Origin of the sequence: Clostridioides sp. GD02377, assembly GCF_045899875.1 — a bacterium.
GTDB classification, from domain to species: Bacteria; Bacillota; Clostridia; order Peptostreptococcales; family Peptostreptococcaceae; genus Clostridioides; species Clostridioides difficile_A.
In genome coordinates, this window is sequence record NZ_JBJODA010000012.1 from 102,490 (window position 1) to 117,845 (window position 15,356).

The following is a 15,356-nucleotide window of genomic DNA, read 5'->3' on the forward strand; positions in this document are numbered from 1 at the left end:
TAGCTTAATTTAGCTTCAAAAGTTTAAATAATGCAGGAGCTCCTGCCACACCATAAAAAACAACTACAGTATTCTTAATAAAGTTCATAAAAATTATACTCATATTAGAATCACTTAGATTTAAAGTAACAATTAACATTGAAATAAATACTTTAATCCCCATATATAACATGCCTATTGTTACTATCCCAACCAAAAACCTACATATTCTTGAAAATATTATATTTTTACTATTTTTATTTTTACTACTAAAATTAATTTTTTTGTTATTATTGTCTGTATTAAATCTAACAAATTTATCTTCAACTATATATCCAAATATAAACCCTACTATGATACCAAATTTTTCAAAATAGTCAGGGCTATTTAAAAATATAGCTATTATAACAAATGGTATAAGTAAAGCCACAAGAAAAATATAATTTTTACTATCGTCAATATAGTCAAATATTTTTACAAATATAACTGTAAAAAATATACCTAAGGTCCACCCAGCTATTACATCTATAGGCCAATGAACTGCCAAATATAGTCTAGATAAACCAACACCTAATACCATTAATGCACCTATTAAATGAATGTATCTCTTTTTAAATATAGTCATAATACTAACCCAAAATGTAGTTGCAGTTTGAGTATGAGCACTTGGAAAAGAGTAACCACCAGCAGTAGAAACTCTCAGTGACTCAAGACCTTTTATTCCTATTGGTCTAGGAGCTTTTACAAATTCTTTGATTCCTAAATTCACAACAAAATTTCCAATTATAGCAAACAATATTTTCTGCCCACATTTTTTATTTATACACCAGTAAATGATTGTTGTAATTAATATTAATAGTGGTGCTTCTGTACTTATTGTGAATACAAGAAATATAAAGTTCAAAATTGGATTTCTTAAATTTTGGAAAAATAATAATATACTTAATTGAATATCCATATAGAGGTCTCCTTTACTAATATTTTATATACTTAATTAAAAAGCACTAAATCCCTTAGAGATTAGTGCTTTTAATTCACATTTAAGTCTTATTCTACATCCTCAACTATACCTATATAAGGTAAATTTCTATACTTCTCAGCATAATCTATTCCATATCCAACAATAAATTTATCTTCAATAACAAATCCCACATAGTCTACAGGTATATTAGCTTTTCTTCTTTGAGGTTTATCAAGTAAAGTACATAGCTTTAGGCATTTTGGGCTTCTAGTCTTCAAAGCTGCGACTAGGTTACTTAATGTCAATCCAGAGTCTATTATATCCTCTACAATTAATACATTTTTTCCTTCAATGTCTACATCTAAATCTTTTAATATTTTAACTGTTCCAGAAGATTCTGTTGAACTACCATAGCTTGTAACGCTCATAAAATCTATATTTACATCTAAGTCTATACATCTTATTAAATCTGAAACAAATACACTAGCTCCTTTAAGGATACCTACTACTAGTAAATCTTCACCTTTAAAATCTTCTTCTATTTTTTTTCCTAATTCATAAACTTTTTCTTTTATTTGTTCTTCTGTCAACATTTTTCCTGTAATTTTGTACATCTTGTACCCTCCCGCTTTCCATCTATTAACCTATATATTATAGCATACCAAAATATCAATTAAAATATTTTTCATCATTTTTAAACGTAAAGTAATAGCTTATCCATACTTTTTTGCTTTTTATCTTAAAAATTTGGAATAAACATTCCTTTGTATTATAATCTATATGTACATGTATTAATCAGTTATTTTTATCAATTATATAATTTTATTTTTGGAGGTACTTTTATGAGCACAAATCATGGAGCTAATTTATATAGTTTATCTAGTAAGTATGGCTTTTCAAAAGAAGAATTTATGGATTTTAGTTCAAATATAAATCCTTTTGGTACATCAAGTTTAGCCAAACAATACATTGTAAACAATATAGATATGGTATCTATGTATCCTGACCCTGATTACATAGACTTAAAAACTTCTATATCAAGTTACTGCAAATGTTCTATAGATAATATAGTCCTTGGAAGTGGAGCTACAGAATTAATCTCATCATTCATACATACAATCAACCCTAAACAAGCTCTTTTACTTTCCCCTGCATATTCAGAGTATGAAAAAGAGCTATCTAAAGTTAATTGTTCTATAGATAAATACTTCGCCAAAGAAGAAGATAATTTTAACATAAATTTAGAAAATCTTATAGAAACTATTAACGCTAAAAATTATGATTTGGTTATCATCTGCAACCCTAGTAATCCTACTGGATTTGCATTTACTAAAATACAAGTAAGAGAAATTTTAAAAAACACAGATTCTTTTTTAATGATTGATGAGACTTATGTAGAATTTACTGATACAAACATATATTCTTGTACTCAGTTAGTTGATGATTATTCTAATTTATTTGTTATAAGGGGTACATCAAAGTTTTTTTCTACACCTGGTATAAGACTTGGATATGGTCTTATATCTGACATTAAGGTTAAAAATGAAATAAATAAAAACCTAGATTTATGGAATATAAATATAATCGCTTCCAAAATGGGAGAAATCATGTTTAGTGATTTGAATTTTATATCAAGTACGATTTCTTTAATGAATACTGAAAGAGATTATTTACTTAAGGAACTTAAAAACATAAAGAATTTAAACGTATATGATACTAAAGGTAATTTTATATTATGTAAAATTAAAACAAAGGAATTTACTGCTAAAGCTCTTCGTGATAAACTAATTCCACAAAAAATAATAATAAGAGATTGTTATTCATTTGATGGGCTAGATGAATATTTCTTCAGGGTATGTATATTAAAACCTAATGAAAATAAATTATTAATATCATCTCTTAAATCAATTTTCAAATAGAAAAATTACTTTATTATATAATTCTATAAGTATAAAAAATGAGTTATCTCTATTTGAGATAACTCATTTTTATTTATTAACAAATTAAGCACTTTGCTCTTCTTTGTTTCCTTTTTTACTCATTCCATCATTTATTTTATCTACAACTGCTGCTATTGCATTATCTCCTGATACATTACATGCTGTACCAAAACTGTCTTGAGTTAAGTATAAAGCTATCATTAAACTTGCAAGACCTCCATCTGATGGTATTCCAACCATTGGTAAGAAAGGAAGTGCACTCATTATAGCCCCACCTGGTGCCCCTGGTGCTGCAACCATTGCTATACCTAACATTGCAATATAAGGGAATAATACACCTATTCCATGTGGCATACCATTCATCATTAAAACTGCTGTTGTAAACCCTGTTATTGATATCATACTACCTGATAAATGTATTGTTGCACAAAGAGGCACAACAAATTCTCTGATTTGCTTACTTACTCCATTTTTTTCTGCACAACCAACATTAACTGGTATAGTTGCTGCTGAAGATTGAGTACCTATAGCTGTTAAATATCCAGGTACTTGATTTTTTAACATTCTTACTGGATTTTTTCCTGAAAATGCTCCTGCTGCGGTAAATTGACATGCCATATATACAAAATGTAAAGGTATTACCACTAAGTAAACTTTCCAGAATACACCTAATATTGTCCATACTTGTCCTGCTATAGTTATATTTGCGAAAGTCCCTGCTATGTATAAAGGTAATAAAGGTATAATTACTGTTGACAACGTTTTCGTTACAATTTCTTGGAATTCTTGGAAGAATTTAAATAAGACTTCTCCTTTTCCATGATTTCTTAAAGCTGATATTCCAAGTCCCATTACAAATGCAAACACAATTGCTGCTGTTACATCTACCATAGGCTCTAATGGAATTGTAAAGATTGGAGCTAACATTCCTGCTTCTGGGTCTCCAATTTGTCCTGCTACACTTGCATCAATAAAATTTGGGAAAATTAGCATAGATACTGCAAATGATAATAATCCTGCAATTAGAGTAGAACCATATGCTATTGCTGTAGTTATTCCTAATAATTTTCCTGCACCTGTTGCTAAATCTGCTATACCTGCTGTTACAAACCCTATAATTATAAATGGTATTACAAACTTTAAGAATGCTGAGAATAATGTACTAACTGTTACTAGTATTTGTACTATTATTTCTGGTGCATAACTTCCGATTAAAATACCGACTATGATACCGATGATTAGCTTGGGCACTAAACCTATTTTCTTCTTCATAATATTTTACCCTCCATAATTTTTTAAATTAAGCATTCTTGTACATTGAATACTTAGTTAAATATTGGATATCCACTTATTATGATAATAGAGTTTTACCTCTCCGTCAACAATTTAGCCATTTTTTGTTAATAAAAAAAAGAATAACATATATAAATTGTTATTCTTCTTCATCTTTTATAGAAAATTCTACATTTTCAATTATATTTGAATGTTTATCTTCTTTTGTTATATTTCTATATCTATTAATTTCTTCATTCACAATACCTATGCTCCAAATTAATACTATAATATCATCTATAAATCCAAATGCTCCAGTAAGCATCTCAGGAATTATATCAACTCCAGATACAAAGTAAGATATAGTAAAAATTAAAACGGAAACTACTTTTACTTTATAGACTATATTGATTCTTTTATCCGTCATAAAATCAGGTAGTTTAAGTAAATCAAATATAAAAAGCAAACCAAATTTAGCCTTTTTAAATCTCACTAAAATTTTTTTAAAAAATCTAAAATTATATTAACCATTCTTTTTAGAAATTCCATATTTATCACCTCTTATAATTATAGGTTATTCTACATTATAACCGATATAATTAATTTGATGAGTATATTATATATAAATTTTATCAACTAGTATATATTCAAATTATAACAATTCAATTCCTGCACTACTACAATTTTTAATCATATCTTGTGGCCATACTCCAACCTGTACTTCTCCTATATGAGCCTTTTGTAAGAAATACATACATATTCTTGACTGACCAATACCTCCACCAATTGTATATGGAAGTTCACCATTTAAAAGCATCTTATGATAATCAAACTCTTTTCTATCTTCACATCCAGCAAGTTTAAGTTGTCTATCAAGAGATTCTTCATCAACTCTAATTCCCATTGAAGATAGCTCTAATGCAGAATCTAAAACAGGGTTATAAAATAGTATATCTCCATTTAATTCCCAATCATCATAATCAGGGCTTCTTCCATCATGTTTTTCTCCTGATGTTAGCGTCTTTCCTATTTGAGTTATAAATACAGCTTTCTTATCTTTTACAATTTTATCTTCTCTTTCCTTTGGAGATAATTCTGGATACATATCTTCTAACTCTTGTGATGTTATAAAAGTTATTTCTTCTGGTAAGATTTCTTTTATGCCTTCATACATGCTACATACAAATATCTCAGTATCCTTAAATACTCCATATAGTCTTTCTACAACATCTTTTAAAGTATTTTCATTTCTACTACTTTTATCTATTACCAATTCCCAATCCCATTGGTCTACATAAAGAGAATGTATGTTATCTAATTCTTCATTTTTTCTTATCGCATTCATATCTGTATATAAACCACTGCCAACTTCAAAACCATATTTTTTAAGGGCTAATCTCTTCCATTTTGCAAGTGATTGAACAATTTCTGCATTTTTATTCATAAATGGTATATCAAAACTTACAGCCTTTTCTCCATTTAAATTATCATTTGCACCAGTTTCAGGCAATACAAATAATGGAGAAGAAACTCTTATTAGATTTAGTTCATTACTCAATCTCATTTCAAAAAAATCTTTTAATTTTTTTATAGCTACTTGTGTATCAATTACATTCAAACTACTGTTATAATCCTTTGGTATTATTGTACTCATATTATTCACTCCCTATATTTATATATTTTTCCATTAAAAAAACCTTTCATCCCTATATAAAAGGGACGAAAGGTTATCTTTCCGCGGTACCACCCTGATTAGTTTAAAATAAATTTAAACCCAGCTCATAATGTACAGATATTACTCGATACATCCCAATATGATAACGGTTTGGTTCCGACTAAGCCTACTATTTTAAAATTTCGGTTAGCAACTCCAGGATGTTCTTCATTATAGACTTCATATTGGTCTCACACCATCACCAACTCGCTTTAACTACATTCTATAACTACTCTTCCTTTCAAAGTCTTTAAGAATTTAATCTAATAAAATTTAACTCTCTTATGTTTTCTATTTATTCATAATAGTATGATAAGTGATTAGTTAAAATTTGTCAAGTTTAATATTTTTTATTTCTATGCATCCTATAAATTTTCAAATGTAGCCTTTAATCTATCCATACATTCTTTTAATAAAGACTGTGGGCATGCTACATTTATTCTTTCAAATCCTATTCCTTGTTTTCCAAATATATAGCCTTCATCAAATAATACATTAGCTTTCTTAAACATTAAATCTTCAAGTTCTATTTCATTTAATCCATAGGCAGTAAAATCTAACCATGCTAAATACGTTCCTTCTGGATAAACAAGTTTTACTTTTGGTAAATTTTCTTTTAAGTATTCATCAATAAATCTTATATTATTATCTAAATATTCATTCAATTCATTAACCCAATCTTCACTTTCATTATATGCTGCTATAGTAGCTACAATAGCAAAAGGATTTGGTGAAGTTCCAACTCCAACAGCTGTGACCTCTTCTTGATATTTCTTTTTTAAATCATTGTTATTCACTATTATATTAGATAATTGCATTCCAGCTAGATTAAACGTTTTACTTGGTGCTATACATGTAACTATTTTATCTTTGTACTCTGGGCATAATGATTGTAAAGGAGTATGTTTAAATCCTTTTCTAATTAAATCAGAATGTATTTCATCAGCTATTATCCATAAGTCATATTTTTTACATATTTCTACAACTTTTTTTAATTCATATTCTCTCCATACTCTACCAACTGGATTGTGAGGGCTACAAAGTATAAGTACTTTATTATTGCTACACTTAGCCTTTTCTTCTAAATCAGCATAATCCATTCTATATGTGCCATTCTCATATATCAGAGGATTGTTTACAACTTCTCTATTATTACTTTTTATCTTTGCTTCAAATGGGTAATACACTGGTTTTTGAACTATTACACCTTCATTAGAATCAGTTAATATTCTTACTAAAATAGCAACAGCTGGTACAACTCCTGGACTAAATACAATATTTTCTCTATTTATTTCCCAGTTAAATCTTCTTTTGTACCAGCTACAAACTGCATTAAAGTATTCTTCACTATCATTAGAACTATATCCAAATATTTTATGGTCAACTTTTTTATGTAATGCTTCTATTATTGGCTCTGCACATTCAAAATCCATATCTGCAATCCAAAAAGGTAAACCATCTTTTTGTGCTTTTGGTGAACAATTAGTTCTAAAATCCCATTTTACACAATCTGTCCCTACTCTATCTATTACTTGGTCAAAATTATATTTACTCATTTTACCCCTCCTAAAAATACAAATTTTATAATTATTTAGTATATAACTGGATGTAATTTGGTGTTATTTTACAATTCTACATATTATAATAGTAACACTTTTTTGTCCAATAGATTTAAAATATACTTGTTTTTATGGTTATAGTTTTTTTCAATGTTGTAAAAATAGTTTCAATATATCAAAATAAGATTGCTTATATTAATTATATTTCAACTGACATAAGCAATCTTTTCTATAACTTCTAAATTTGTAAATGTAGAATCATTAGTTTAGATATTACCCCAATCTCTTTTCAACTAATCTACACCATATATCAACTCCATATTCCAAAGCTTTTGTATCAAATGTCACATTTGGATTGTGAAATCCTGGTGTAGCATCAGCTCCCAATCCAATATATGTAGTTTTACATTTTAGTTTTTGTGTGTAGTAGTGAAAATCCTCTCCACCAGAATTCTTAAATATACCTATAGACGCATCTTCTCCCAATACATCTTTTATAGTTTCTTCAGCCAATTTCACAAGCCTTTCATCAAACTCTGCTGCTGGCACTCCATCCTTTGAAAGTAACACAGCTTCTGCATTTATAGAATTTGCAGCAGTTTTTACAGCATGTATTGCTTTTTCTTTTAATTCTTCTATTATCTCATTACTTTCTGCTCTTATATCTAAAGCCATAAATGCTTCATCTGGTATATTATTATATGTTTCTCCTTTAACTGATATATTTGTCACTTTTATGGAGTTTGATACAGCTGGATTTACTCTTATTGCATTTATTGCACTCACTGCCAAACAAACAGCATCTACTGCATTTACTCCTAAGTGTGGTTTAGACCCATGACAAGTAACACCTTTAATCATAAACTCCATTATGCAACTAGCACAATGATACATTGCAGGTATTGCCTTTCCAAGTCTACAATCTTGACCAGGTCTTAAATGCATACCTACCATTTCTTCCACATCATCCAATAAGCCAGAATCAATTACTCTTAATGCACCATATAGTTTTTCTTCTCCTGGTTGAAAAAGTATTTTTAAAGTACCTCTCTTTACTAGATTTCTTTCTCTTATTAGTTTTGCAGCTGTTAAAAGCATGGAAGTGTGACCATCATGCCCACAAGCATGTATCATTTTCTTTTCTCCATCTATTATAAATTCCAACGCATCCATGTCTGCCCTTATAGCAAATACTGGTCCTTCTTTTTTAGAATCTATAGTTACTATAATACCAGTTCCTGCAATGCCTTTATTAATATCTTCAAAACCCATTTTTTCAAGTTCCTTTAAAACAAACTCAGATGTCTTATATTCTTCAAACCCTTTTTCTGGTATAGTATGTAAATAATCATACACCCTATGTACGTACTCAATATAATCTTTATTAGTTTCCATAGTATAAAACTCCTCCTTAAAATGTAAACCTTATATTTATATAAAACTTTTATTATACTTACCTATACTACGAAATAATTCATTATAAGCATTGCAATACAACCATTTAAAGTTGCTATCACAAACATATGTGGATAATATTTTGTCTTTAATTCAGCAGTTCCTAAAAGTCTACCCATAAATTGTATCTGAGCACCTGAAAGCAATAACATTGGTAAAAGAATTGCAACATGTGCTTGGCTTATCTGACCTGCTGTAAATAGACCTGCTATTACTCCAGATGCTCCTCCCATTGATATAAATATTGTCATTATTGCAGTTGCTGCAACACCTGGAAGTCCAAATATGCTCATTACAGGTGTAAATATTGTTCCTATCACATCCAAAAGACCTGTTAAATTAAATATAGAAATTATAGCAAAACCAAAGATAACATTTGGAGCCATTGAATTTGTGCTTATTTGAAATCCATTTCTAGCTCCTCCAATAAATGCGTCTATCACATTCCCTTTTTTAGCCCTTACTTCTTTTTTTGCTACTTCACTCATATTAAGCTTCCCCCTTGTCAAATTTATTTAAATATAGTCTAAGTAAGTTTGCTCCAACAAATTTCATAATTAATATTAAAGCAAGTGGTATAAAGATTGGAACATCTCCGATAAATGGAAACAATGCTGCTCCAGAAGCAAAGAAGTTTGTGATTGCAGATGCACCTGAAAATTGAAATGCACAAAATACAGCCTTTTGTTTCTCGTCTATATATCCATCATCTTTAAGTTCTTTAGTCATAGATGCAGCTGCATCAGTAGATTGTAAACTAGCTATCAAAGTCAATCCTGCAAATCCAGGTAATCCTAATAACGGTTTTAATAGTGGACTAAGAAGCTTCTGAGCTGCCTTCATCCCATCTAAATGGTCTATAACTCTAACTATTCCAAGTGCAAACATAACAGATGGTATTAGTGTCAATGCATATAGCCATCCATCTCTAGGACCAGTACCTCCATCACCTCTAAAATTTGCAGCTAATGTACCCACACCATCATTAACAGTTCCTAATGTTCCAAAAGAACCCAGTACATTATTAAAATCCAATACTTTTAATGGCCCTGACGCATCCTTAAATATTCCTGAAAAGAATAATGCACCCAAAATTAATGCTACATACCCATACCATTTTACTTCTACTTTTTCTGTTGCTGATTCCAATTTGCTCATTTAAATTCTCCCTCCTGTTTAATTAAGATTTATTAGTATATCTCTTTAATAAGCAAAATTTGTGCCAATAATTTAATGATAAGGGTTTTATATCCATTTTTTTATTGTAAATTTATCCCATATGATAAATTGCTTATAATTACTAACTTCTAAAGTATTTAAATACATTATTTTTTTATTACTTATTAAAATACACTTCTTAATATAAAAATATGCCTTAGTTATTTATCAAAAAATATTTATAAATAGGTTCTTACAGGATAAAAACCTATAAAAACCTTTTTTAAATCGAATTTCTAAATTTATCATATTATTTGATGTATAATATAACTTACCTTGTACTTAAAAAAATAAAATAAATATTACTTTGTTAGGAGAAATAGCATGGATAAAAAGAAATTAATCCTTATAACATACGATAAATTGAATAGTAATCATTACAAAGAAGAGTTAATAAACTTTTTTGGAGATGAGATAATCATAGAAACACAAAATATACTCGATGGCATAAAAGAAAATTTAGAAGGAGATGTTGTACTTTCTCTATCACCTTTAACTAGTAATTTTTTAATAAAACATTTTAAAGAAGATATTGAAATTATTCATGGAACAAAAGCACTTTCAAAGCTTGGTTATGAAAAAATGATGCAACTACCTCCTGGTACAAAATCATTACTTATGACCACTAATAAAACATCAGCGTTTGAAATGGCTACCTACCTATATAAAATCGGGATAAATCATATAGATTTTGTACCAACCTATCCAGATTGTGATGAAATATATGATTTGGATACAGCTATAACACCAGGGCAAATTAGATTTATACCAAAATACATAAAAAACATAGTTGACTTAGGATGGAGAAAAATTTCATTAGATACATATATGTCATTACTAGTGGTATTAAAATTAAAAAATGAAAAATTTATAGAAAAATTATATAAATTATCTAAGGAAACACTCAGTCATGACTTTTTAAATACATCATTGGATAATATATCTAAACTAAAAACAATACTTTACATGACTATTGATGAAATAGGAGATGGTTTAATATTTTTTAATACCTTCAATAAAGTTACTTTTGTAAATAAATCTTTACTTAGTATGCTTGAACTAGATGAAAAACTCATAAAATCTCCATCTTTAATGGATTATCTACCAAAGAGTTTTTTACATAAAATTACGAAAAATTTAAATATAGACAATATGATTATATACATCGATGAAATAGATAAAAAATTCATACTTTCTAAAAAACCATTTTATCTTTATAAAAATATAGAAGGTTGTTTAATTACATTAAAAGATGTAAATAACATCGAGATATTAGAACAAAAAATAAGAAGTGATTCTGTTAAAAGAGGTTATGTAGCTAAATATAAATTTAATAATATTATTGGAAATAGCTCTGTTATAAAAGATTGTATTGAAAAAGCAAAAAAAATGGCTCTTACAGATAATCCTATATTAATAACAGGTGAGACAGGTACAGGTAAAGAGGCCTTCATTCAATCAATACACAATCATTCAAATAGAAAAAATAAACCTTTTGTAGCTATAAATTGTGCTTCATTACCAAGTGAACTACTTGAAAGTGAACTATTTGGATATGAAGATGGTTCTTTTACTGGTGCTAAAAAAGGCGGAAAAAAAGGATTATTTGAATTAGCTCATACTGGAACTATATTTTTAGATGAAATAGGAGATATGCCACACAACTTACAAGTTAAACTTCTGAGAGTTTTACAAGAAAAAGAAATTAGAAAAATTGGTGGTACAAGCATCATTCCAATTGATGTAAGAATATTAGCTGCCACAAATAAAGACTTAGAAAAATTAATTATAGAAAATAAATTTAGGATGGACTTATTTTATAGAATAAGTATGTTTACTTTAGACTTACCTCCTCTTAGAAATAGATTAGAAGATATTCCTCTTCTTTTAGAGTCATTTTTAAAAGAGCTTCCCTATAAAAATGTTAAACTGGATAAGTATCTTTTAGAGACTCTAAATTCCTACACTTGGATGGGTAATATTAGAGAATTGAGAAATTGTATTGAATATATGGCTTACATGGGTTCTAATTATCTTACAATAAATGATTTACCTCAAAATATATCTTCAAAATTAAATCATCATCCTGTATCAAATAATGTCTCTATATTTCATGATTTAAGTCAATATGACAAAAACATATGTATTTCTATTTTAAAGTCATTATATATAAAACCTATGGGTAGAACAAAACTAATGAAATTTATGGAATATAATGTCACAGAATATGAAGTAAGAAGTATGCTAGAATATTTAACACTCAATGGATACTTATTTTCTGGCAAAGGAAGAAAAGGTTCCACTTTAACTGAGAAAGGCACAAAAATAATAGAAAATAATATAATTTAAATCTATAGTAATTCATATTTACTTTATCATGTTTTATATAATCCTAAGATTTTATTTTTATATAAAGTTTTATATAAAATAATAAAACTTATTTATTATCAGAAAAAGCTATGAAATTAGTATTTTATTACTAATAACATAGCTTTTAATATTAATAGATTAATTGATTTAAGACTACTAATTGATAATTATAAAGTACCTCTGTTAAAGGTGTAAATTCTGAACCAATACCAAATTTTAATTCTACAAATCCCTCTAAATAATCTTGAGCACTTACATCTTCTTGTGTTAAGTCTCCCTTTACCATTTCAGTAGCAAGATGGATTGCTAATGCTGGTATAAAAGCATCCATTGGCATAGGATATCCTCCAAGCCTATTTGACATACCAGCAGCCTTAGCTTTTTCACTTATCATATCATTTATTTTATTATAATTTTGAGCATCTTTTTTAGATATTTTTAGTCCCATAACCTCAGGATATGTTTGTGTTGGTGATGGATTACTTTGTTCTGCAACTATATACTTTAACTCTAAAGCCTTAGTTAAAATAACTTCATCCATAATCTCATTTACACCAAATACATTTATATCTTTTCCATATTTTTTAACTTGTTTTTCAATGTCTTCATTTAAAAACTGTTTAACCTTATTTTTATCTTCTTCATTATTCATATTTGGTGTATCCACTTGTACAAATTGTAGTCCTATATTTTTACAAGTCTCTTTAATCTTCTCTAGCCTTTTGGCTATATTAGCATCTTTTAAATCACCTTTAGAAGCGTAATGAATAAAAGCCTTTGCTCCCATTTCTTTTGAATGTTCTGCTAATAACTTTCCTCTTCCCTCTATATTAGCCCCTAAATTCACATCAACATACTGGCTTAATTGATTCTTGTCATCTCCCATAGGTGCAGAAATAGTTATTATTTCTGAACGCTTTTCCTTTACCTTTTGTAAAGCTGGTAAAAGACCCGCTTGATTTGTAGATACTACAATTGCCTGAATTTCTTTATCATCAGCCAATTTTACTATTTGATTTATAGCGTTATCTATATTAGAAGTAAAGTTTTCTGGTAATACAACATGCTTTATAGTTTGCTTAACTTTAGCTTTACCATCTTTGTCTTTATCAATTTTATTCTCTTCTTCATACTCTTTTGCCAAGCTTTCTACTATATTATACTGTACTTTGTTCTCAGATAATGGTTGAGTTACTACTGCAACTTTAAAGTCATCTATAATTTCCTTTTTATCTTGCTTGCCTGCAATCAAACTACAGCCTGTAAGTCCAATAATTAAACATATGGATAGCATAAATGCTGTTATTTTTCTAAGCATTAGTTAAAACCTCCTAAATTTGTACTTTCTTATCACTATTACTAATTTTATCATACTTCAAAGAAAAATTATATTATAAAAAATTATATACATATTATTATACTTCAATCTAAAAAGTACTATGGGTAGATTAGGTTTTGATTAAACCTACCCATAGTACTAAAAAAATTATATATTATAAAATTAAATTAATTACAAATTATTATGCTACTTGTTTGTTGCTTTTTATGAAGTTACCAACTATTCCACCCAATATAGCTGGTATTACCCAGTTAAAGCCCAAACCTGCAAGTGGTAAGCTTTGTATAAATGGAACAGCTCCTGTCATTCCATTTACAGCAGATAATACACTAACCACTAATGTAACGTATGCTGCACCTTTAAATGCATTATCATTTTTTATATTTTTACCAGCCAACTCCATGATAACTATTGCTAATAAAACAGGATATATAGTTTGTAGGATTGGAACTGATATAGCTATTATAGAGTCAACACCTAAATTTGATATAAGCATACTAGCCACACATATGCCTATAACTAGTTGTTTGTAAGTTGCCTTACTTATTCCTTCAAAATAAGTTGATATTGATGCTGTTAAACCTGTAGAAGTAGTAAGACAGGCAAGTGCTACAATTATACCTAAAATTATCTTTCCTACCTGACCATACAATAGTATACTAGTTATTTCAACTAATAAAGATGCCTGAGGTACACTAGTATCATATATTGTTGAAACTGTTGCACCTAAATAAGTAAGACCACCATATACTAATGCTAAAAATACACAAGCTACAAAACCAGCTTTAATAGTCATTCCAATTTGGTCCTTATCTGATGTATATCCTTTACCCACTATAGACATTAACATTATAGTTGCCATAGAAGCTGCACCTAGAGCATCCATTGTCTGGTAACCTTGTGATATACCTTCACCAAATAGATTTCTATCTATCATATGTTCTGGACTCATAGGTCCTGCTGGTGAAATTATACCTTTTACTATTAAAACAAATAATACTAATAATAACGCTGGAGTTAAATACTTACCTATTATGTCTATAACCTTAGAAGACCTAATTGTAAATGCTAAAGTTAATCCAAAGAAAATCACTGAAAATATCGCTTTAGCTGCTGGTCCATGGTCTCCAAATATAGGTATAATACCCATCTCATATGTTGTTGCACAAGTTCTTGGTATAACAAGAAGTGCTAAACATGCTAGAGCGGCTACACTCATTACTCTTGCTAATCCTTTACCAGCTCTCCTAAGTACATCATCCATGCTTCCCTTACATCTTGCTGTTGCTATAATAACAAGCATTGCTATACCAGCATCTGCAACAACAAAGCCAATAAGAGGAATTAACCAGTCTTTGCCGGATTCCATTCCTAAAAATGGAGGGAACATAAGATTTCCTGCGCCAAAGAACATAGAAAATAAAGCAAAACCAACCACAAAAATATCTCTCATCTGCTTACTCACACCAAACTACCCCCTTTGAAAATATTTTGAATATTAAGATAATCTTACTTTATTTTCAGAAAAATGTCAATCTGGTAAAAATCC

General features: G+C 28.7%; 13 protein-coding genes and 1 other annotated feature. Of the genes, 2 read left to right on the forward strand and 11 right to left on the reverse strand.

Annotated elements, in window-relative coordinates:
* Positions 1-4: 4 nt before the first annotated feature.
* The gene (locus Q3304_RS12295; RefSeq protein ID WP_407813653.1) at positions 5-937 is read right to left on the reverse strand and encodes a phosphatase PAP2 family protein; all 933 of its coding nucleotides are present in this window, start codon (positions 935-937) and stop codon (positions 5-7) included.
* A gap of 89 nt (positions 938-1,026) precedes the next feature.
* Positions 1,027-1,554 (reverse strand): hypoxanthine phosphoribosyltransferase, encoded by a 528-nt coding sequence (gene hpt / locus Q3304_RS12300; RefSeq protein ID WP_044213776.1) that lies wholly within the window; start codon positions 1,552-1,554, stop codon positions 1,027-1,029.
* 228 nt (positions 1,555-1,782) lie between these two features.
* Here hpt and Q3304_RS12305 point away from each other — a divergent pair, with 228 nt between their 5' ends.
* On the forward strand, positions 1,783-2,859 hold the full coding sequence (locus tag Q3304_RS12305) for a histidinol-phosphate transaminase (protein ID WP_219673148.1): 1,077 nt from the start codon (positions 1,783-1,785) through the stop codon (positions 2,857-2,859).
* A gap of 84 nt (positions 2,860-2,943) precedes the next feature.
* Here Q3304_RS12305 and Q3304_RS12310 read toward each other — a convergent pair whose 3' ends face one another.
* The 7 genes from Q3304_RS12310 to Q3304_RS12340 form a co-directional block, all read right to left on the reverse strand.
* Positions 2,944-4,152: a dicarboxylate/amino acid:cation symporter gene (locus Q3304_RS12310; RefSeq protein WP_054277304.1), complete on the reverse strand. Its 1,209-nt coding sequence runs from the start codon at positions 4,150-4,152 to the stop codon at positions 2,944-2,946.
* Between the two features lie 160 nt (positions 4,153-4,312).
* On the reverse strand, positions 4,313-4,645 hold the full coding sequence (locus tag Q3304_RS12315) for a YkvA family protein (protein WP_407813650.1): 333 nt from the start codon (positions 4,643-4,645) through the stop codon (positions 4,313-4,315).
* Positions 4,646-4,804: 159 nt separating this feature from the next.
* Positions 4,805-5,806 (reverse strand): aspartate--ammonia ligase, encoded by a 1,002-nt coding sequence (gene asnA, locus Q3304_RS12320; RefSeq protein WP_407813648.1) that lies wholly within the window; start codon positions 5,804-5,806, stop codon positions 4,805-4,807.
* A gap of 58 nt (positions 5,807-5,864) precedes the next feature.
* Positions 5,865-6,120: a binding site (T-box leader), on the reverse strand.
* Between the two features lie 111 nt (positions 6,121-6,231).
* Complete coding sequence (locus tag Q3304_RS12325) at positions 6,232-7,422, reverse strand: MalY/PatB family protein (RefSeq protein WP_407813646.1); 1,191 nt, start codon at positions 7,420-7,422, stop codon at positions 6,232-6,234.
* A 276-nt stretch (positions 7,423-7,698) separates the two neighbouring features.
* Complete coding sequence (locus Q3304_RS12330; RefSeq protein WP_407813644.1) at positions 7,699-8,820, reverse strand: M20 peptidase aminoacylase family protein; 1,122 nt, start codon at positions 8,818-8,820, stop codon at positions 7,699-7,701.
* A 62-nt stretch (positions 8,821-8,882) separates the two neighbouring features.
* The gene (locus tag Q3304_RS12335) at positions 8,883-9,368 is read right to left on the reverse strand and encodes a YjiG family protein (protein ID WP_054271262.1); all 486 of its coding nucleotides are present in this window, start codon (positions 9,366-9,368) and stop codon (positions 8,883-8,885) included.
* A gap of 1 nt (position 9,369) precedes the next feature.
* Positions 9,370-10,038, reverse strand: a complete 669-nt coding sequence (locus Q3304_RS12340) for a nucleoside recognition domain-containing protein (RefSeq protein ID WP_054271263.1) — start codon at positions 10,036-10,038, stop codon at positions 9,370-9,372.
* Between the two features lie 384 nt (positions 10,039-10,422).
* Here Q3304_RS12340 and Q3304_RS12345 point away from each other — a divergent pair, with 384 nt between their 5' ends.
* Complete coding sequence (locus Q3304_RS12345) at positions 10,423-12,447, forward strand: sigma-54-dependent Fis family transcriptional regulator (RefSeq protein WP_054271264.1); 2,025 nt, start codon at positions 10,423-10,425, stop codon at positions 12,445-12,447.
* A 151-nt stretch (positions 12,448-12,598) separates the two neighbouring features.
* On the opposite strand, the gene Q3304_RS12350 is transcribed toward Q3304_RS12345, so the two are convergent.
* A complete protein-coding gene (locus Q3304_RS12350) occupies positions 12,599-13,786 on the reverse strand; it encodes a DUF3798 domain-containing protein (protein ID WP_407813641.1) in 1,188 nt (395 codons plus the stop codon).
* A 202-nt stretch (positions 13,787-13,988) separates the two neighbouring features.
* Positions 13,989-15,260 carry a branched-chain amino acid transport system II carrier protein gene (brnQ, locus tag Q3304_RS12355; RefSeq protein ID WP_054277330.1) on the reverse strand — a complete coding sequence of 424 codons (1,272 nt, stop codon included), beginning with the start codon at positions 15,258-15,260 and terminating at the stop codon, positions 13,989-13,991.
* Between the last annotated feature and the right edge of the window lie 96 nt (positions 15,261-15,356).